Source organism: Streptomyces sp. NPDC055506 (genome assembly GCF_053643595.1).
Window position 1 is genome coordinate 1 of sequence record NZ_JBSHKH010000077.1, and the last position, 17,658, is coordinate 17,658.

General features: G+C 71.9%; 16 protein-coding genes and 1 pseudogene. 9 read left to right on the forward strand and 8 right to left on the reverse strand.

All coding sequences use genetic code 11. The features are described 5' to 3' along the window. Positions 1-437 (reverse strand): annotated as a pseudogene (locus ACWIF2_RS25975) (VWA domain-containing protein); the annotation flags it as partial. A 280-nt stretch (positions 438-717) separates the two neighbouring features. On the opposite strand from ACWIF2_RS25975, the gene ACWIF2_RS25980 reads away from it, so the two are divergent. Then, complete coding sequence (locus ACWIF2_RS25980) at positions 718-2,811, forward strand: PhoX family protein (RefSeq protein WP_454363083.1); 2,094 nt, start codon at positions 718-720, stop codon at positions 2,809-2,811. Positions 2,812-3,105: 294 nt separating this feature from the next. Here the strand turns inward: ACWIF2_RS25980 and ACWIF2_RS25985 are convergent, their stop codons facing one another. After that, on the reverse strand, positions 3,106-4,119 hold the full coding sequence (locus ACWIF2_RS25985; RefSeq protein ID WP_454363085.1) for an endonuclease/exonuclease/phosphatase family protein: 1,014 nt from the start codon (positions 4,117-4,119) through the stop codon (positions 3,106-3,108). A 43-nt stretch (positions 4,120-4,162) separates the two neighbouring features. After that, on the reverse strand, positions 4,163-4,990 hold the full coding sequence (locus ACWIF2_RS25990; RefSeq protein WP_454363086.1) for an alpha/beta fold hydrolase: 828 nt from the start codon (positions 4,988-4,990) through the stop codon (positions 4,163-4,165). A 79-nt stretch (positions 4,991-5,069) separates the two neighbouring features. On the opposite strand from ACWIF2_RS25990, the gene ACWIF2_RS25995 reads away from it, so the two are divergent. Then, positions 5,070-6,425, forward strand: coding sequence for an aminotransferase-like domain-containing protein (locus tag ACWIF2_RS25995; RefSeq protein WP_454363087.1), 1,356 nt, complete (start codon positions 5,070-5,072; stop codon positions 6,423-6,425). Here ACWIF2_RS25995 and ACWIF2_RS26000 read toward each other — a convergent pair. Together ACWIF2_RS26000 and ACWIF2_RS26005 are read right to left on the reverse strand one after the other, a co-directional pair. After that, positions 6,331-7,290: a hypothetical protein gene (locus ACWIF2_RS26000; RefSeq protein ID WP_454363089.1), complete on the reverse strand. Its 960-nt coding sequence runs from the start codon at positions 7,288-7,290 to the stop codon at positions 6,331-6,333. The two genes, ACWIF2_RS25995 and ACWIF2_RS26000, sit on opposite strands and share 95 nt — an antisense overlap. Positions 7,291-7,406: 116 nt before the next feature. Then, the gene (locus ACWIF2_RS26005) at positions 7,407-7,847 is read right to left on the reverse strand and encodes a hypothetical protein (protein ID WP_454363091.1); all 441 of its coding nucleotides are present in this window, start codon (positions 7,845-7,847) and stop codon (positions 7,407-7,409) included. 171 nt (positions 7,848-8,018) lie between these two features. Between ACWIF2_RS26005 and ACWIF2_RS26010 the strand changes: the two genes are divergently transcribed. The 5 genes from ACWIF2_RS26010 to ACWIF2_RS26030 all read left to right on the forward strand — a co-directional run bounded on the left by ACWIF2_RS26010 (position 8,019) and on the right by ACWIF2_RS26030 (position 14,482). Further along, a complete protein-coding gene (locus ACWIF2_RS26010) occupies positions 8,019-9,083 on the forward strand; it encodes a hypothetical protein (RefSeq protein WP_454363093.1) in 1,065 nt (354 codons plus the stop codon). A 170-nt stretch (positions 9,084-9,253) separates the two neighbouring features. Further along, entirely contained in the window at positions 9,254-9,547 is a 294-nt protein-coding gene (locus ACWIF2_RS26015) for a hypothetical protein (RefSeq protein ID WP_454363094.1), read from the forward strand. 4 nt (positions 9,548-9,551) lie between these two features. After that, entirely contained in the window at positions 9,552-12,470 is a 2,919-nt protein-coding gene (locus ACWIF2_RS26020) for a caspase family protein (protein ID WP_454363096.1), read from the forward strand. A gap of 20 nt (positions 12,471-12,490) precedes the next feature. Beyond that, positions 12,491-13,891: an extracellular solute-binding protein gene (locus ACWIF2_RS26025; protein ID WP_454363129.1), complete on the forward strand. Its 1,401-nt coding sequence runs from the start codon at positions 12,491-12,493 to the stop codon at positions 13,889-13,891. A gap of 159 nt (positions 13,892-14,050) precedes the next feature. Next, on the forward strand, positions 14,051-14,482 hold the full coding sequence (locus ACWIF2_RS26030; RefSeq protein ID WP_454363098.1) for a hypothetical protein: 432 nt from the start codon (positions 14,051-14,053) through the stop codon (positions 14,480-14,482). 208 nt (positions 14,483-14,690) lie between these two features. On the opposite strand, the gene ACWIF2_RS26035 is transcribed toward ACWIF2_RS26030, so the two are convergent. Beyond that, the gene (locus ACWIF2_RS26035; RefSeq protein WP_454363099.1) at positions 14,691-15,143 is read right to left on the reverse strand and encodes an ATP-binding protein; all 453 of its coding nucleotides are present in this window, start codon (positions 15,141-15,143) and stop codon (positions 14,691-14,693) included. Positions 15,144-15,228: 85 nt separating this feature from the next. Here ACWIF2_RS26035 and ACWIF2_RS26040 point away from each other — a divergent pair, with 85 nt between their 5' ends. Both ACWIF2_RS26040 and ACWIF2_RS26045 read left to right on the forward strand, forming a co-directional pair. Then, positions 15,229-16,077: a helix-turn-helix domain-containing protein gene (locus ACWIF2_RS26040; protein WP_454363101.1), complete on the forward strand. Its 849-nt coding sequence runs from the start codon at positions 15,229-15,231 to the stop codon at positions 16,075-16,077. Continuing rightward, positions 16,037-16,243 (forward strand): DUF397 domain-containing protein, encoded by a 207-nt coding sequence (locus ACWIF2_RS26045; protein WP_454363102.1) that lies wholly within the window; start codon positions 16,037-16,039, stop codon positions 16,241-16,243. The genes ACWIF2_RS26040 and ACWIF2_RS26045 overlap by 41 nt, the downstream gene beginning before the upstream one ends. Here the strand turns inward: ACWIF2_RS26045 and ACWIF2_RS26050 are convergent. Together ACWIF2_RS26050 and ACWIF2_RS26055 are read right to left on the reverse strand one after the other, a co-directional pair. Then, complete coding sequence (locus ACWIF2_RS26050) at positions 16,201-17,250, reverse strand: YncE family protein (RefSeq protein WP_454363103.1); 1,050 nt, start codon at positions 17,248-17,250, stop codon at positions 16,201-16,203. The genes ACWIF2_RS26045 and ACWIF2_RS26050 overlap by 43 nt on opposite strands. 129 nt (positions 17,251-17,379) lie before the next feature. Beyond that, positions 17,380-17,532, reverse strand: a complete 153-nt coding sequence (locus ACWIF2_RS26055) for a hypothetical protein (protein WP_454363105.1) — start codon at positions 17,530-17,532, stop codon at positions 17,380-17,382. Positions 17,533-17,658 lie beyond the last annotated feature (126 nt).

Below are 17,658 nucleotides of genomic sequence, written 5' to 3' on the forward strand. Positions count from 1 at the left end.
TCCACGACCCCAGCCTTCTCCGCGACCGTCGGCTCCTCGGCAACCGCCGTCGGCTCCCCGACAGTCGCCGACGAATCCTCGGCAACCGCCGACGACTCCTCGACAACCCCAGCCGCCTCCGCCCCGTCCTCCGTCTCCGAAGACCGCGTCGGACGAGGCACCGACGCCACATTGTCGAAGGCCGCCGAGACGAGGTCGTGCTCGTTGGGAGACGACGTGCGGGGCTCGGGGACGCTCGCCGTGGGGGAGGGGGTCTGGCGTTCGCCGGAGGCCGCCGGGGGCTCCTGGGCGGGGACCTGGACCTGGGAGGTGTCGTCCGACGGTGTTGCCGTCGGTTCCTCCGTGGTCGTGGTCGGCCGCGCCGCACCCTCCGCCTCGGCGGTCCGTGACTTGCGTGACCGTCCGAACGCGTTCCGCAAGAGAGTGAGAATGCCCATGTGCGCGCAACCCTTCGCGTGAGTTGAAGCCCGTCAATCCCTGGCCAGGACGGACACGTAAGGTTAGCGGCCCTCCTGTGTGATCTTGGGCAGGGTCGGGTGTGCGGGGCCCCCGCTGTCAAGGGGGACATCCGGCCTGCCGACATGACGCCCAGCTGAATCGCCGCAACTGCCGTACAGCTGCCGCAGGTTCACCCCCTGTTCATCCAGGCGCCCGGCTCCCGCACATATGTGCTCCTACGGTCACGCTGACACCAAGGGCATCCAAGGAGAGAGCAAAGTGCGAAAGCTGCTGCCGTTGATCGGAACGCCGTCCGATTCGCACCCTGGCGGCCGGTCCGCCATGACCTGTCGTTTCCGGTGTGGTGACGCCTGCTTCCACGAGGTGCCCAACACCAGCTCCAACGAGTACGTCGGTGATGTGATCGCCGGTGCGATCGGCCGCCGGTCGATGATGCGGGCCGCGGCCGTGGTGACCGTGGCCGCCGCGGGTGCGGGGGCCGTGGGCGTCGGGCAGGCGCAGCCTGCCGGTGCCGCACCGGCCCAGGCGCCCGCAGTGGACGCCGCCGCCGCGGCCGCCCGGCGTAAACACAAGGGCGCGCGCGGGCTGCGCTTCGCGCCCGTCGCGCCCAACACCACCGACGCCGTGACCGTGCCGGAGGGGTACGGGCAGAACGTCGTCATCCGCTGGGGCGAGCCCATCCTGCGCGGGGCGCCCGCCTTCGACCCGGAGAAGCAGACCGCCAAGGCCCAGGCCGGGCAGTTCGGGTACAACTGCGACTTTCTCGCCCTGCTGCCGCTGCCCGGGGAGCGGAACCGGCAGCTTCTCGTCGCCAACCATGAGTACACGGACGAGGTGCTCATGTTCCGCGGGTACGACGCCGCCAACCCCACCCGTGAGCAGGCCGAGATCGCCTGGGCCGCGCACGGGCTGTCCGCCGTTGTCGTGGAGGGGGACCGGAAGACGGGCAAGCTGACCGCCGTCTCGCGGCACCAGCTCAACCGGCGCGTCACCGTCACCACCGAGTTCCGGCTGACCGGGCCCGTCGCCGGTTCGAAGCTCGTGCGGACCTCCGCGGACCCGGCTGGCACCAAGGTGTTCGGCACCCTCAACAACTGCTCGGGCGGTGTCACCCCGTGGGGCACGACCCTGCACGGCGAGGAGAACTTCAACCAGTATTTCGCCAACGCGAGCCGGGACACCGACAAGCGGTACGGGATCGGGACCGGGGCCAGCGAGCGCAAGTGGGAGCGGTTCGACAAGCGGTTCGACGTCGCCCAGGAGCCGAACGAGGTGCACCGGTTCGGGTACGTCGTCGAGTTCGATCCGTACGACCCGGAGTCGACGCCCCGCAAGCACACCGCGCTCGGGCGGTTCAAGCACGAGGCCGCGACCGTGCGGCTCACGCAGGACGGCCGGCCCGTCGTCTACACCGGTGACGACGAGCGGTTCGACTACTTCTACAAGTTCGTCGGCAGCAAGCGGATGAAGCACGGGACCTCCCGGGCTGTCCGTGAGCACAACCTCTCGCTGCTCGACGAGGGGACGCTGTACGTCGCCAAGCTCACCGGTGACTCCCCCGCCATCGAGATCGACGGCACGGGCAAGCTGCCCGGCGACGGCGAGTTCGACGGGAGCGGGCAGTGGATTCCGCTGGCCACCGCCACCGCTAAGGGTGCCGTCTCGCACGTGGACGGGATGACCGCGGAGGAGGTGTTCGTCTTCACCCGGATCGCCGGTGACAAGGTGGGCGCCACCAAGATGGACCGGCCCGAGGACATCGAGCCCAACCCGGTGACCGGCAAGGTGTACGTCGCCCTGACGAACAACAGCAACCGCGGTGTCGGCTCCAACGCCAAGGCGGACGAGGCCAACCCGCGCCACGCCAACAAGCACGGGCACGTGCTGGAGCTCACCGAGCGCTGGAACCGGCCGGAGAGCACGAAGTTCGCCTGGTCGCTGTTCCTGGTCGCCGGTGACCCGGACGACCCGGCGACGTACTTCGCCGGGTTCCCGAAGGACGGCGTCAGCCCGATCTCCTGCCCGGACAACGTCGCCTTCGACCCCTACGGCAACCTGTGGCTGTCCACCGACGGCGCCCAGCTCGGCTCGCACGACGGCCTGTTCGGTGTGGCGACCCGGGGCGAGCGGCGCGGTGAGCTGAAGCAGTTCCTGACCGTGCCGAAGGGCGCCGAGACCTGCGGGCCGATCATCCAGGACCGGCGCGTCCTCGTCGCCGTGCAGCACCCGGGCGAGATCGACGGCGCGACCGTGGAGAAGCCGGCCAGCACCTGGCCCGACGGGCCCGGGAAGTACGTCCGGCCCGCGGTCGTGGCCGTGTGGCGCGCGGACGGCCGCGACATCGGCGTCTGAGCCTCGCACGTTCAAGAGGATCAGTCGCACGTTCAAGAGGATCAGTCGCACGTTCAAGAGGATCAGTCGCACGTTCGAGAGGATCAGGGGAGGGCCGGGCTCGGCGGTCTGTGCGGTCCGTCGGGTGCCGGCCGTTCCCGGGCCGGCCATTCCCGGTACGCCGGGCCGTCCACGACCATGCGGAGCAGGGCGTTCGCGGAGACATTCCGGACGCCAATGAGCGGGCCCGGGTGAACCAGCTATGGGCCGACGGACTCGCGGCGGCGAGGACAAGGCCCTGGAGAAGTCCGGAAGCTAAGACCCGCTTCCAGGGCGCTGATGAAGTGTCAGTTCAGTGATCACCGACCGGTGATCCGTGTCGGCCAGCTTCAGCACTCGGGTGTCGCGGGCCGCGAAGTCCCGCGACACCAGCACATGGTCGATCTGGGCGCCGAGCGTCGGCGCGGTCAGGGCCGGCCAGGTGGCCGTGCGGTCGGCGCCGTCCAGGCGGGAGGCGTCGCGCAGGCCGGTGTCGAGGATGCGGCGGAAGGCGGCGTGGTCCTGGGAGGCGTTGAAGTCGCCGGCCAGGACGAGCGGGACGTCGCGGTCGCCGGCGGCCGCGGCGCGCAGGGCGCCGAGCTCCCGTTTCCAGAGGTCCACCTGTCCGGGCAGCGGGGGCATGGGGTGGGCGAGCTGAAGCCGTACGGCGTGCCCGTCCACGTCGGCGACCGCCCCGGGCATGCCCATGGTGCCGGGGACGCCGTCGGTGGGCCGGAGCGGGAAGCGGCTGAGGATGACGGAGCCCTCGGAGCCGCCGCCCTCGACGGCGCTGCGGTGCGGGAAGTCCTGGGAGAGGTCCTTCTTCAGCCGGGCGTCACAGTCGTAGTCGCACTCCTGCACGAAGACGATGTCCGGTTTCTCGCGGCGGACGGCGGCGATCAGGGAGCCGGTGCCCTGCCCGAACTCGACGTTCGAGGTCAGCACGCGCAGCTCGGCGACCGGGCGGCCGGCGGGGTCGTCGACCTTGCCGTACGGCTCGATGAACCAGGCCAGCAGGCCGAGCACGGCCACTCCCCAGACCGTTCCCAGCCACCAGCGGGAGCGCAGGCTGAGCAGCAGCGCCAGGCCGGTGGGCGCGAGCAGCCAGGGGAGGAAGGCGAGGAGCTGCGGGACGGGTGTGCCGCCGTCGCTGTCGGCGGTGCGGAAGCCGACGACCACGCTCACTCCCGCGAGCAGCAGGAAGGCGAACCCCGCGCCGAGTCTCCGTCCGGGCGGGCGGTGCTCCGGCCCGTCGTCCGTGGCGGTCCACTCGGCAGCGGCGGTGTTCACAGGCCGGCCTTCCGTTCGCGGGGTGGTTCGCCCGCATCCTCCCTCAAAGACGGGGTGGGGCGGAGGAAGGTTGCCGGGAGTCGACCCGGGCCAGGAATTCCCCCAGCGCCCGGTCGAACACGTCCGGGCGTTCCAGGTTCGGCATGTGGGCCGCGCCGTCGATGATGTGCAGCGCCGAGTCCGGGAGGGCCGTGTGCATGGCCAGGGCGTCGGAGACCGGTGTGAATGAGTCGTCCGCTCCCACGACGACCAGGGCCGGGACGGAGACACGGGGCAGCAGGTCGTCGTAGCCGGGGCGCCGGGCACGGGCGCGCAGGGCGGCCGCGGCGCCCTCGGGGGCGGTGGCGGTCATCATGCGGTGGACGTGGGCCTTGACCCCGTCGGGGGCGTACGGGGCGACCATCCGCTCCAGGACCTCGTCGGCGTAGCCGCGCATGCCCTCCGCCAGGAGACGGTCCGCCATGGTGTCGCGGGTGCGGACGCCCTCCGGGGTCTCCGCCGAGGGGAAGGTGTCCGCGAGGACCAGTCCGCTGACACGCTCGGGGAACAGGCGGTAGCAGTCCATCGCGATCTGGCCGCCCATCGACAGGCCCGCCAGGACGAACGACTCCACCTTCAGCTCGTCCAGCAGGGCCTCGATGTCCCGGGCGAATCCGGAGAAGTCCGTGAGGGCGGGGGTGACCGGAGAGGCGCCGTAGCCGCGCAGGTCGGGGGCGATGACCCGGCGGTCCGCCGAGAACGTCTCGAGCTGCGGGGCCCACATCGTGCGGTCGAAGGGGTGGCCGTGGACGAGAACCAGGGGAACCTTGGGGACAAGCGGCTGCCGGGCGGTCACGGGGCCTTTGTCCTCATATGCGAGGAAGGGTGCCATGAGGACGACCCTAGGCCGCCCAACTACTCGGTGCAATAAGATCTTTGCTCTCGGTGCAATCCAAGGGGGAGACCGACCGATGGGTGACTACCGGCGCATCGCCGACAGGATCGCCGACGACATCGCCACCGGACGGCTCCGGCCCGGCCAACGGCTGCCGCCACAGCGGGCGTTCGCGCGGCGCCGCGGAATCGCCCCGTCGACGGCCGGCCGGGTGTACAGCGAACTCGTCCGGCGCGGACTGGTCGTCGGCGAGGTGGGGCGCGGCACCTTCGTACGGGCCGGACCGACAGCCCCGGCGGGGCGGGCGCTCGCCGAGGCAGGCCCGGCCGACGCCCCCGTCAACCTGGAGCTGAACTACCCCAGCGCCCCCGGCCAGCCGGAGCTGCTCGCCCCCGTCCTCGCGCCCCTGCTGCGCCCCGACGTGCTGGCCGAGGCCCTGCTGCCGGCCGCCGCCACCGGCACCCCGCAGGCGCGGGAGGCCGCGGCCGCCCTCCTCGCCACACCCGGCTGGCGCCCCGCCCCGGACCGGCTGCTGTTCACGGGCAACGCCCGCCAGGCCATCGCCGCCGTGCTGGCCTCCCTGGTCCGGCCGGGCGGCCGGGTCGGTGTGGAGCAGCTGACGTATCCGCTGGTCAAGGAGATAGCGGCCCGGCTGGGCATCACGCTGGTGCCGCTGGCCGGTGACCCCGACGGGCTGCTCCCGGAGGCCGTCGCGGCCGCGCACCGCACGGCACCGCTGTCCGCCCTCTATGTGCAGCCGACGCTGCACAATCCGACGTCCCAGACGACGAGCCGGACCCGGCGGCTGCAACTCGCCCAGCTGATCCACCACTTGAACCTCCCGATCGTGGAGGACCGCATCTGGTCCTTCCTGCACGGGTCGGGTGAGCGGCACGGGACCGGTGATCCCCTCGCCGCCCATGCCCCGGCCCTGGCCCATGTCGTCGACGGGCTCTCCAAGCGGGTCGCCCCCGGGCTCACCGTCGGGTTCCTCGTCGTGCCGCCGCAGCGGGTCGGTGCCGTGGCCGACGCCGTGCGGTCGGGCGGCTGGAGCGCGGGGCGGTTCGCGCTGGAGGCGGCGGTGCGCTGGGCCGCGGAGGGGACGGTGGCGCGGCTGGTGGAGGCCAAGCGGGCGGACGCGGCGCGGCGGCAGCGGATCCTCGCCGAGGAACTCTCCGGCTTCGCCGTACGGTCCGACCCGCGCGCCTACTTCGCCTGGTGGGAGCTGCCGGCGCCGTGGCGCGCCGACACCTTCACGGCCGCCGCCGCCGCGCACGGCATCGCCGTCACGCCCGGCCCCGCCTTCGCCGTCGCCCCCGGCCACACGCCCGACGCCGTCAGGCTCGGGCTCGCGTCGGCTCCGGAGGCGGATCTGCGGCGGGCGCTGCGGACGCTCGCCCGCGTCGCCGCGCGGCGAGGCACAGGCCCGTGAGCCACGAGCCGAGCGCCACGGTGAGGCCGAGGGCGAGCAGCAGCCAGGACACGGTGCGCAGGGTGGTCGTGAGGGCGTCGTAGACCGCGCCCGCCGCCGGGCGCTGGAGCGCGTCGGGCAGGTCGGCGAGGGTGAGGCGGCGGCCGATCGCCACGGCGAGTACCAGCAGTCCGCCGCCGAGGGCCGTGCCGAGGCCGAGGGCGGTGACCGCACGGCGGCGGCAGGCGGCGACGGCGATCCCGGCGACGGCCAGGACGGCGGTGGTGAGCGGCAGCCAGAAGGCGGCGGTGTCCAGCACGTCGTATCCCCTGCGCAGTCGGTCCACGTCCCCGGCCGGGAGCACCGGGACCCGGGCGTGGGTGACCGGGATGCGGTGGGCGAACGACACATGGTCGTCGGCGAGTTGGCGTTTGACCCGGGCGACCACCGGGGCGAGGTCGACGCTGACCGGTGCCGCCTGCGCCCCGTCGTCGCGCAGGGCGTGCACCACGGCGGCGTGGAGGGCCTCGTTCGCCGCGTCCCAGGCGGCGCGGAACGCCTCGGTACGGGTGAAGGAACGCGCCGCGTCGTGCACGAAGGGCCCGACCGCGCCGCGCAGGGAGCCGGTGTCGAGCTCGTGCCCGGCCTCCCGCATGATGCCGTCCCCGACGGCGTCCGCGACCGCGCGCTGCACGTCCGGGTCGGCGGCGAGCGGCGCCATCGTACGGACGTAGCGGCCGGTGTCGGTCAGCCCGTGCGCCGCCCAGGACGCGAGCGCCCCGAACGGCACGAGCAGGCACGCGAGGGCCAGCAGAACGGCCGACAGGGCGTTCCGCAGTCGTGGGGGCGCCTGCTCGGGTACGGGCGCCCGGTCGCACTCGGGCACCCTCCCAGGCAAGCCGCCACGGGCCCGCTCCGCGCGGGGTGTGACTGCAATCGGCCGCACGAGTCGAACCGAACGAGGGCAGGCCCGTCAGCCGGTCGGTCGATCCCGTCAGCCGGTCAGTCGATACGGTGGCCGGTCGCGTCCTCGCGCGAGTAGTACCGGTAGAACAGCATCACGAGGACGCCCGCCCCCACCGTCAGCCCCAGCCCGATGGACTTCAGCACGGACTCGCCGGTCTGGCTGTACAGGAAGCCCATCGCGCAGCCCGTGAAGACGAACCACATCAGCGCGTGCAGCTCGCGGCGCAGCCGCTGGGCGATCTGCCAGACGGCGGCGAACACCACCGCGAACACGAACGCCGTGAGGAAGCCGAACAGCAGGTTCCAGCCCGTGATGGGTCCGGCGTCGCGCCGGAAGGCCGCGGCCCAGTAGCCGTAGACGAGCCCGAGGACGACGGGCAGGACGATGTTCGCCATCGTGTGGACACGTGGGCTGAAGACATCGGGTGTCCGGCGCCTCAGGGCCACCTCGCGTGAGGCGGGTGCCGCATGAGCCATGAGAGTGCTCCTCTCTCCCTGCCCCTGCCTACCAGGGCACACCTGCGGGGGGCCGCTGGCAAGTCGGGGGGCGAACCACCCGAAGGCGGACGTTTGCGGTCCTGATCGCCCCCTTTGCAGCCGCAGAGGTTACGGTGCTGCCGTACGTGATCGACCGGGGGAGGGGAAGAGATGCCCGGAACCGTGCTGCTGCTCGCGGCCTCGCCGCTGGGCAAGGGGCGCCTGGTGGACGCCGCCTCCGTGCTCCCCGTCCTGGCCGCCGTGCCGCCCGCCGTGCTGTCCGGCACGGACACCGCGAACGTCGTCGAACTCGCCGACCCGCTGGAGCCGCAGGCCGTCCTCACCCGGCTCCGCGCCGCGGCCACGGCCCCCGGCCCGCTCACCGTGTACGTCACCGGACAGCTCCAGCTCGACCGCAAACAGCGCCTGCCGCACCTCGCGCTGGCCCGCACCACCGCCCCGACCGTGCGCTACACGGCCTTCCCCTGGCACTGGTTCCGGGAGGAGCTGCGGCTCAGACCCGCAGGGGCGACCACACTCGTGCTCGACCTGCACGCGGACGCCGAGACCTGGGAGCTGCTGCGGAGCACCCCCCTGGACGCGGGCCGCGGCTCCGCCGTCCACGGGCGCGTCGCACCACCGCCGTCCCGGCGCTCGGTCGCGGCACCGGCGTACATGAAGGCCGTGGCGACGATCCTGCGCAGCGGGTTCCGCCCGCCGCCGGAGCAGCTGCACCAGCAGGCGCTGGCCCGGATCGCACAGGAGAGCGCCGGCCGGGACATCGTGATCAGCGCACAGGGACCGGTGAGCAGCGGCGACCCGCACACCGCCATCACCGCCGCCGTCCAGGCCGGCCGGCACCAGGACGCCGACGCGCTCGCCGCCCGGCACGAGCAGGCCGCCGTGGCCGCGCACGGACCCGCCTCCGAAGAGGCCCTGCACTGGGCGGAGGTCCGGGCCGACCTGGCGATGTTCGCCGGGGACGCGGCCCGCAGCTGCCGCACCTGGCTGGCGGTGGCCACCGCCCGGCTGAACGCCGGGCAGGCGGTGGACGCGCCCGCCGTCGAGTCGGCCGTCGACCGGGCCCACCACCAGTGGGGCCAGATATCCGACTCCGCGCAGGCACGCGACCTGGGGGCCGGACTCGCCGCGTTGCGGGGGCGGGTGCCCGGGCGGCGCGAGGGGGCGCTCGATCACGTCCAGCGGCAGCTGCGCCAGCTCCAGACCCAGGGCTGAGCATGCGTGCGCCGGGTGTGCGTGGCGTGAAAAGGGCGTGCGATCGCGGGCGCGGTTCACGTCAAAGGTCTGCCCCCGGGGCCTGACCCGGTGTCATGATGGCGGGTATGACAGAGGGGGACGAAGTGGCTGTCTTAGGCGTACGCGTCCGGCTGGGAGCCGGCGCGACCGTGGACGATGTCAGAGCCCTGCGGGCATGGCTGGAACGGGACGAGCCGCTGGAGCAGTTGCTCTCCGCCGGGCAGCTGCGGATCGAGGAACGGACCAGCACGGACGTCCCCAAGGGGCGTCTTGGGCCGCCCGACATCGAGCTGGTCCTCCAACTGCTCGGTGACCTCGCGACGGTCGTGGCGCTGACCGAGTACACCAACCGCGCGGTGAAGACCTGGAAGAACAACCGCCGCAGGCTCCAGGGCGGCGAACCCGATTCGGAGATCCGTCCGCTGGGCCCCGACGGGGAGTAGCCCGGTGAGCCGCTTCGACCCGCGCGGCCGAGCCAACCGGGCGCTGCTCGTCGGCGTGTCCGAATACGACCACACAGCCCCGGATCCGCAGGGCGTGACCGGCCAGCTCCCCGCCGTGCGACACAACCGGAAGACACTTCAGCACGCCCTGAACCGCAGCGGGGTGTTCGGCGCGGGCGAGGTCAGAGTGCTGGCCTCCCCGTCCGAGGAGGACTTCAGGGGCGAGCTGCGCGGCGCCGTGCGCGAGGCCCAGGGCCTGCTGCTGCTCTACTTCGCCGGGCATGCCGTCGTGAACACCTCCGGCGGCGAGCTGCACCTCCAGATGCGCACCGCGCAGGTGGTCGCGGGCGAGCTGCCCGGGGCGGTGAGTTTCGCCCAGGTGCTGGGCGAGATCTGCGTCGCGGAGAGCCGCGCCGAGAAGGTGCTGGTGATCCTGGACTGCTGCTACGCGGGCCAAGCCGCGGGGATCTGGCACCGCTTCCCCGATCCGGAGGGGAACAAGGAGAAGGTCCTCCTCCTGATGAGCGTCCAGCCCAACCGCTGCATCCTGGGCGGGGACGCCGACGTCGCGACGCCGTTCACCCGCGAGCTGGCGCAAGTCCTCGACGAGGACGGGGAGGTGTGGCTCTCCGAGCTGTATCCCACGCTGAAGCAGCGGATGGGCGAGGCGGGTTACCGGGCGGAGGAGGAGGACCCGCAGATACCGCAGGCACTGGCTCCGCCGTGGGACCCGGACGCGGACATCCTGCTGGCGGCGCGGCCGGTGCCCTCGCCGGCGCCGGCGCCGGCGCCGGCGCCTGTGCCCCTGCCTGGGCCTGCGCCCTCGCCGGCGCCTGTGCCCGTGCCTGGGTCTGTGCCCGCGCCTGGGCCTGAGCCCGTGCCTGGGTCTGTGCCCGTGCCTGGGTCTGTGCCCGCGCCTGGGTCTGTGCCCGCGCCTGGGTCTGTGCCCGTGCCTGGGCCTGTGCCCGTGCCTGGGCCTGTGCCCGCGCCTGGGCCTGTGCCCGCGCCTGGGCCTGTGCCCGCGCCTGGGCCTGAGCCCGTGCCTGGGTCTGCGCCCGTGCCTGCGCCTGGGCCTGCGCCCTCGCCTGTGCCCACGCCTCCGGCGGGGCCGGCCTCGGCCCCGGCCCCGGGGCCTTCCCCCACGACCCCCCCGCCGTCCCCGACGCCCGACCCCTCGCCCCGCCCCCGCTGGTCACGCCTCCTCAGACGCGCGGCCGACGGCGTCCGGGCTCTCGCCGACCGGCTGGGCCGGACCCTGCTCACCGTCCTGGTGGCCCTGCTCGCCACCGGTGCCGGCGGCTACGGGATCTTCGCCTACATCGGCGATTCCGGGACCTGCGCGCCGTCCCTGGAGCTGCGCGTGCTGACCGACCCCGACCTGGAACCGGCGATGCAGGCCGCCGCGGACGCCTACTTCGCCTCGGACGCGAACACCACGGACGACGGCTGCCGGCGCGGCGGCGTCACCGTCTACAGCGCCGGGGCCGCCACCGTGGTCACCGCGCTGGGCAAGCGGACCGACGCCTGGCAGCAGCCGCGCGAGGACGACAACCCGCAGCGGGACATCGGCCCGCAGCCGGACGTGTGGATCCCCGCGACCGGCGCCGACGTCGGCCGCGTCACCGCCGCACAGGAGGACCGGGTCTTCGCCCGGCTGGAGCCGGACGCCGAGCCGTTCGCCTATTCGCCGGTCGTGCTGGCCCTGCCGCAGGACCTCGCCCGCACCCTCGGGAAGCCCACCGGACGGTCGCTGACGGAACTGGTCGACGCCCTGGAGGGGCTGCCCGGCGCCGCCGAAGTGCACCGCCCCGACCCCGGCTTCACCGGCTCGGCGCTGCTGGCGACCGTGGGCCTGTACGGCGACGGGGACGACGTACGTGGTGCCGAGCGGCGCATCACCCGGCCCGAGCGGCCCGAGCCCTCGGCGGTCGAGCTGCTGTGCACGCTGCCCGACGACGACGCCGTGGACGACCGCGGAGCGGCCCTGGTCCCGGAGTTCCTGCTCAGGAGCGGGGTCGGCTGCCACCCGGCCACACGCGTGCCGCGCACCGCCGCCTACCCCGACGACGTACCCGGACTGGAGCCGACCTTCGTGCGGGTGCGCTGGGATCACGGCGACCTGGACGCGAAATCGCGCGACGAGGAGGCGAACCGCTTTCGCACCTGGCTGACCGGTGCGGAAGGCCGGGCGGCGCTCGGCGAGCAGGGCTTCAGGTCCGCGAGCGGTGACCACGCCCTGCTCGACGCCGGGTCGGCGGATTCCGCCGGTCTGACCGACACCGTCCGCGCGGGGGACTCCGCCGACGCGTCGGATCTGGACGGGGCACTGGAGCGATACGGCAACGCGCACGGAGACGGCCGGGTCCTCTTCCTGCTCGACAGCTCCGGCTCGATGGCCGGTCTGTGGGACGGCCCCAGCGGCGGCCCCGGCATCCTGAAGCAGACCCTGCCCGGGCTCGGCGGGGAGGACGAGTACGGGATCTGGGCCGTGCACGGTCTCGAAGGCCGTACGCACACCGAACTGCTGCCCTTCGGCACGCACCCGCGCAAGGACGCCGAGGAGGCCCTCGACACCGGCAAGGTGCGGGACGCGGAGGCCGATCCGTCCGCCGCCCTGCTGGACGCCCTGACGTTCATGCGGGAGCGCGGCGCCAAGGACGACAGGCCGCAGCTGATCGTGTACCTCACCGACGGCGAGGACGACACCCGTCTGACCGGCGACCGGCTCGAGCAGGTGGTCGACCGGGCCGGTGCCGCGGGCGTGCCCGTGGCGATGGTGACCCTGAACAGCGGGGCCTGCGACAGCGGCCGACCCGGCACGCTCATCGCCGAGGCCGGCCGGGGCCGTTGCCTGGACGCCGGGGACGACCTGGTCCCCGCCCTGCACGACGAGGTCGCCCGCATCGGAACGGGAGAGGAATGATGGTCGGAACGGGAGGAATGATGGCCCGTCGCCTGCCCGCCGCCGCGCTGTCCCTGCTGTCGCTGCTCGCCCTCGCCTCCTGCACCGGAGGCGAGCCGCGGGAACAGCCGCAGGGCGCCGACGCCTCCACCCGGATCGTGGTGGCCAGCGGCCAGGACGTCACCGGCAAGAACGGCATCCGTCAGCAGCTCATCGACGCCTGGAACGCCAAGGAGGGCAGCCACGGCTACCGGGCCCGCCTGGTGGAACTGCCCGGCTCCGCAGACCAGCAGCGCAGCCAGCTGCTCGGCGCCCTCCAGTCCGGCGGCGCCGACTACGACGTGGTGAACCTCGACGTGACCTGGATCCCGGAGTTCGCCGAATCCGGCATGATCCGCCCGCTGACGGACGCGGCCGTCAAGTCCCCCGAGGACATCGTCCCGTCCGTGAACAGCACGTCGTACTGGGACGGCGAGCGGTACGCGGTCCCCTTCAACAGCGACGCGGGCCTGCTCTACTACCGCAAGGACCACCTGCGGAAGGCCGGTGCCTCCCGGACCGAGCTCAGCGACGGCGTCACCTGGGACGAACTGCGGGAACTGATCGACGCCGTCAACCCCGAGGACGAGCACGCGGGCTGGACCACCCAGCTCGCCGCGTACGAGGGCCGTACCGTCAACGCGATCGAGGCGTTCGCCTCGGCCGTACCGGACTTCGAGCTGACCGACCGGGACGGCAAGTACGTAGCGACCGACCAGCAGCTGACGGCGGGCGTCAGCGAACTGCGCGAGCGTACGGCGAAGCCCTACACGCTCAAGGAAGCCTCCCAGTCCCGCGAGGCCGAATCGCTGAGCGCCTTCGCAGAGGGCCGCACCACCTTCCTGCGGCACTGGCCGTACGTCTATCCCACCCTCTACGAGACCTTCAAGGGCAAGCTCGGTGTGACCCGGCTGCCCGGCAAGGCGGTGCTCGGCGGCCAGAACCTCGCCGTCACCTCGTCCATGTCCGGGGAGCGGGCCGCGAAGGCCGAGGAACTCATCGCGTTCCTCACCGACCCGGACAGCGAACGCTGCCTGCTGCGCGCCGGGTTCGCCGCGACCCGCGCCTCCGCCTACGAGGACTCCGGCACCGCCCCCGACTGCCGGCACGCCCGCGCGTACGCCGAGTCGCCCTCGGCGTCCCCCACCGGCGAGAGCACGGTCCGTACACCCCCCGACCGTTTCCCCGACGGCACCAGCTACTCCCGCGACATCCTGTACCCGGCCCTCCGCGAGGCCGTGCACCGACCGGTCACGCCGCTGTACGGCGCGGTGAACCGCACCCTCATCACCGAACTCGACGCCTTGTACGACCCTCCGCGGAGACCGGCGGAACGTCCGCCGGGTGACGCGGAGATAGCGAAAAGCCTTGACGAGGCGTTGAGGGAATTTTTACCCGGTTGAATCTCCTCCCAATGATGTTCACAACTCCTCCATTGCGTACGTGTGTCCCCGTGGGTAGCCTCAATTTCGCACTGACCATGCAATTGAAGTAAACGGGGAACGGGGATGGACTTCGTGAGCGTACGAAGCAAGGGAATTTCTTCCGTAATAGCCTTCGCCATGACCGGCGCGCTGTGTGCCGCCGGAGCGCAGACGGCACAGGCGGCTCCGGCCCAGCCGGAACTTCGCGCCGGAGCGGACGAGATCTGCGCGGTCCTGGGGATCGGCAGCGGCGCGGCGGGCCTCACCAAGGCCCTGGCCAAGGGCGCCTCGTGGGTCGGGATCGGCGCCAGCATCGGGTGCTACGCCTACACCAAGGCGAAGGAGGCCACGCCGGCGCAGAAGCGGGCCGCCATGATCGCTTCCTACAAGAAGTACCAGGCCATGAGCGACATCAAGAAGCTCGACGCGCTCGGCTACTACTGCCGCAAGAAGGACACCGGCGGTGGCGGCGGAACGGATGTCGCTCCCACCAACCCGACCGTGAAGGTGGGGTACCGCGACATCAAGATGAAGGGCGTGACGTACAAGTGCACGGCGACCGGGGACTGACCGGCCGTCGCGGCCCGGGCTATGGAGAACGCCTGCTGTTCTCCATAGCGCTGGTCGTGGTGAGTCTGCTGTGGGTCACACGGGACATGGCCGTGTGGGCGACGGTGATGTGCGGCGTCGGGGCGGCGGCGGGGGTGCTGGGAGTTCTCTACTTCGGTTGGCGCTATATTCGCGATTCTCGCGCAGGAGAGAATTCCCGATAGTCACGCTATTCTCTTTCCGGCTTCACATCGCATTCGAACCAGACGGTTTTTCCGGGCCGGTCGGGCAGTGGATCCCAGCCCCACCGGTCCGTGACCGCGTCGACGATCAGCACGCCTCGCCCGTCTTCGGCGAGTTCGTCCACAGCTGTGGACAGCGGCGGTCGCGGGCAGGAGTCCGTGACCTCCACCCGCACCCCACGCCCGTCCGGCCACCGCATCATCAGTACGGCGGCGCGCCGGTCGGGCGTGTGGCGTACGACGTTGGCGACGAGTTCGGTGAGGGCGAGGCCGGCCGGGTCGCACAGTTCGGCCATCTCCCAGGCGATGAGATACACCCTGAGGATCCGGCGCAGATGCCGGGCGGAGTGCTCACCAAGTGTGAAGTCAGTGCCGTATCGGGAGCCTGGAGAGCCTGGGGAGCCAAGTCCTGGCCAGGGCTGGTGGGTTGCGTGATTCATGCCACCAGGGTGGAGTCGAGTGATTACGCTCGGCTACAGACCGAAATGAACGCCGTGCCGCGTTCGTACCTGGGGGTGACCGCCCATGCCCAACATCCGCCGCCTCGACCCCACCGCCTCGCCGCTGGACTACTTCGGCTCCGAGCTCCGCCGCTACCGCGAGAGCGCGGGGCTGTCCCAGAAGGAACTCGGGGACTGCATCTTCTGCACAGGCTCCCTTGTCGGCCAGATCGAAACGGCCCACAAGGTCCCGACCAGGGAGTTCGCGGAGCGGGCGGATGCGGCGCTGATGACCGACGGGAGCTTTTCGAGGCTCGTGGGGTTGGTTCTGCGGAGCCAGTTGCCGGCGTGGTTCCAGGCGTATGCGGAGATGGAGGCCAAGGCGACTTACATCTCCACGTTCCAGTGCCAGTTGGTGTACGGACTTCTGCAGACGCCGGAGTACGCACGCGCGGTGCTTGGCGCGGTTCAGCCGGAGAACCTCGAAGAGTTGGTCGAGGCCCGCATGGAGCGGCAGCGCCTTCTGCGGAAGGAGAAGCCGCCGCTGGTATGGGTGGTGCTGGACGAGGCCGTCCTCTACCGGCCCATGGGGGGCCGGGAGGTGATGCGAAACCAACTGGCGCACCTGTTGAGCTTCCGGAGCGAGAGGCGCTTGAAGATCCAGGTGCTGCCCTTCTCTGCGGGGGAGCACCCGAGTGTGCAGGGCTCCTTCAACCTCCTGCGCCTCGATGACGACCCGGACATCGTCTACACCGAGGACTTCGTCCAAGGGCACATGACGGCCAATCCGGATAGTGTCAGCGAAGGTTGGCTCCATTACGATCAAGTGCGAGCTGCTGCCCTCTCGGTACGGGACTCGGCAGACCTGATCGCCCACGTGATGGAGGAGCGCTATGGAGACCAGCCAGAAGCTGACGAGCGCGACGTGGCGTAAGTCGTCGTACAGCGGAAGTACCGGGGGCGATTGCGTCGAGGTCGCCGACCTCGGTCTGCACGGCGTCGGCGTGCGTGACTCCAAGAACCCCGAGGTCGGCGTACTCACCGTCTCTCCGGAGGCCTACTCCGTCTTCGTCGCCGCGTCGAAGATCCGCAGCGAATAGACCTCGCTGTCGTTCTCCGAGATCGCGAACAGCCTGCTCGCGTCCGGTGCCCAGGCCAGGCCCGCCGGGGCGAGGGTGTCCGCGCCGCTGCTGGTGCCGGTGTTGGGGAAGTCGTACTGCCGCAGCGGTGTCGAGACGCCCGGCTTGAAGACGTGCACGTCCGGGTCGTACCAGGAGAACGTGCCCGCCGCGACGTCGCCGTTCGGGGCGATGTCCACCGCGTTGGGGTAGGTGTTGGTGACGTACTCGCCGTTCGCGGACAGGTCCGTGACCTTGTAGACCGCCTGGTAGTACGGCGCGCCGCTGGCCGTGACGACGTCCTGGCCGTCCGGGGTGACCGCGAGATCCTGGAGGTTGCCGCCGCCGGTGCTGCCCGGGTCGAAGGCGTATGCCGTACGGCTCGCCGCGCCGGAGGAGACGTCGTACACGGCGAGTTCGACCGGGCTCTGATCCGGCGCGCCCGCGACGAGCGTGCCCGGGGCGCCCGCTGCGGCGTCCAGGATCGGGGCCTCGTAGAAGGTGCGGTGCGTGTCCTGGTCCAGGGTGACGGCCGGGTCGGTGGCGCTCGGGTCGAGGGAGCCTATGTTGCCGTCGCCGGAGGAGCCGTAGCTGAACCACAGCTTGCCGCCGGCCAGGGCGACGTAGGCCGGTCCGGCGCCCGCGCCGGTGGGGTAGCGACGGGACTCGGTCGCGCTGGCCGTGTCGATCGCGACGACGGCGTCCGCGTCGTGCACGGCCGCGTACAGGGTGCCCGAGTCGGGCGACAGCTCCAGGCCGTGGACGCCGGGGAGTGAGCCCACCGTGCCGACGACCGTGCCCGCGTAGTCCGTGACGACGACCTGGCCGGCCGTCGGATCGCTGATGAAGACGCGATGGTGGACCCCGTCGACGACCATGTCGCCGGTCGACTTCAGGGGCAGAATCTCGCTGGAGTCCGCGGCCGCCGCCGACCCGGTGCCTAAGAGGACCGCGAGCGCCGTCGCGGCCGTGAGGATACGTCTGTGCACGGTTTCGAACCTCCCGGAACGAAAGAAGTGATCAGCCTGCGCAGGCTAGAACACCCCACTGACAGACGTGGGCCGGGAAGCAGGACGGTGGCGCGAAAGTGCCGTGGGAGAGGGAGCGCGGTGGGAGCGTCAGCGGGCCTCGGCGACGGCCTGCTGGTCCTGCCGGGGTTCGTCCGCTCTCGCCGGCCCCGCGTTCGCCGCGAGCAGCAGTGTCGCGACGGCGATGACCGCCGCGGTGAGACCTCTGGTGTAGCGCTCGGCGGTGCGTGTGCGGCTCAGCACGGCGACCTCGCAACTGGGGCGGTGGCTACGGCGGCAGCGTATTAAGCAGGTTCGACAATTCGGCTTAACACTCCGTTTAACCTAGGGGCTGTTCATGGCGAACGGCAAGAGGGGCAGGGGGAGTTG

Coding starts and splice junctions, on each gene's coding strand:
- ACWIF2_RS26035 (WP_454363099.1), bottom strand. CDS start 15,143: ATGAATCACGCAACCCACCAGCCCTGGCCAGGACTTGGCTCCCCAGGC.
- ACWIF2_RS26045 (WP_454363102.1), top strand. CDS start 16,037: ATGGAGACCAGCCAGAAGCTGACGAGCGCGACGTGGCGTAAGTCGTCG.
- ACWIF2_RS26040 (WP_454363101.1), top strand. CDS start 15,229: ATGCCCAACATCCGCCGCCTCGACCCCACCGCCTCGCCGCTGGACTAC.
- ACWIF2_RS26030 (WP_454363098.1), top strand. CDS start 14,051: ATGACCGGCGCGCTGTGTGCCGCCGGAGCGCAGACGGCACAGGCGGCT.
- ACWIF2_RS26005 (WP_454363091.1), bottom strand. CDS start 7,847: ATGGCTCATGCGGCACCCGCCTCACGCGAGGTGGCCCTGAGGCGCCGG.
- ACWIF2_RS25990 (WP_454363086.1), bottom strand. CDS start 4,990: ATGGCACCCTTCCTCGCATATGAGGACAAAGGCCCCGTGACCGCCCGG.
- ACWIF2_RS25995 (WP_454363087.1), top strand. CDS start 5,070: ATGGGTGACTACCGGCGCATCGCCGACAGGATCGCCGACGACATCGCC.
- ACWIF2_RS26010 (WP_454363093.1), top strand. CDS start 8,019: ATGCCCGGAACCGTGCTGCTGCTCGCGGCCTCGCCGCTGGGCAAGGGG.
- ACWIF2_RS26025 (WP_454363129.1), top strand. CDS start 12,491: ATGGCCCGTCGCCTGCCCGCCGCCGCGCTGTCCCTGCTGTCGCTGCTC.